This is a genomic window from Streptomyces sp. PA03-6a (genome assembly GCF_033792765.1).
Taxonomy (GTDB): Bacteria; Actinomycetota; Actinomycetes; order Streptomycetales; family Streptomycetaceae; genus Actinacidiphila.
Genome location: NZ_JARAVK010000609.1, coordinates 1 through 682, shown reverse-complemented (window position 1 = coordinate 682; position 682 = coordinate 1). Strand labels below are relative to the sequence as shown.

Below are 682 nucleotides of genomic sequence, written 5' to 3'. Positions count from 1 at the left end.
GCTCGGCGAGCTTCATGGCCTCTTCGATGAGGGTCTCCACGATCTTCGACTCCGGCACGGTCTTGATGACCTCGCCCTTGACGAAGATCTGCCCCTTGCCGTTGCCCGAGGCCACCCCCAGGTCCGCCTCGCGCGCCTCACCCGGACCGTTGACGACACAGCCCATCACCGCGACCCGCAGCGGCACCTCCATGCCCTCCAGGCCCGCCGTCACCTGGTCCGCCAGCTTGTACACGTCCACCTGCGCACGACCGCACGACGGGCACGAGACGATCTCCAGCCGCCGCTGCCGCAGGTTCAGCGACTCCAGGATCTGGATGCCGACCTTGACCTCCTCCGCCGGAGGAGCCGACAGCGAGACCCGGATCGTGTCCCCGATGCCCTCGCTCAGCAGCGCACCGAACGCCACCGCCGACTTGATCGTGCCCTGGAACGCCGGACCCGCCTCGGTCACGCCCAGGTGCAGCGGGTAGTCGCACTGCGCCGCCAGCAGGCGGTACGCGTTGACCATCACCACCGGGTCGTTGTGCTTCACCGAGATCTTGATGTCCCTGAAGCCGTGCTCCTCGAACAGCGAGCACTCCCACAGCGCCGACTCCACCAGCGCCTCCGGGGTGGCCTTGCCGTACTTCTCCAGCAGGCGCCTGTCCAGCGACCCGGCGTTCACCCCGATCCGGATCGG

Annotated in this window: 1 protein-coding gene; it reads right to left on the bottom strand. The window is 68.3% G+C overall.

Annotated elements, in window-relative coordinates; all coding sequences use genetic code 11:
* Positions 1–682: flavodoxin-dependent (E)-4-hydroxy-3-methylbut-2-enyl-diphosphate synthase (ispG, locus tag PV350_RS46880; RefSeq protein ID WP_500339341.1), on the bottom strand; the 682-nt coding region annotated here is incomplete at both ends.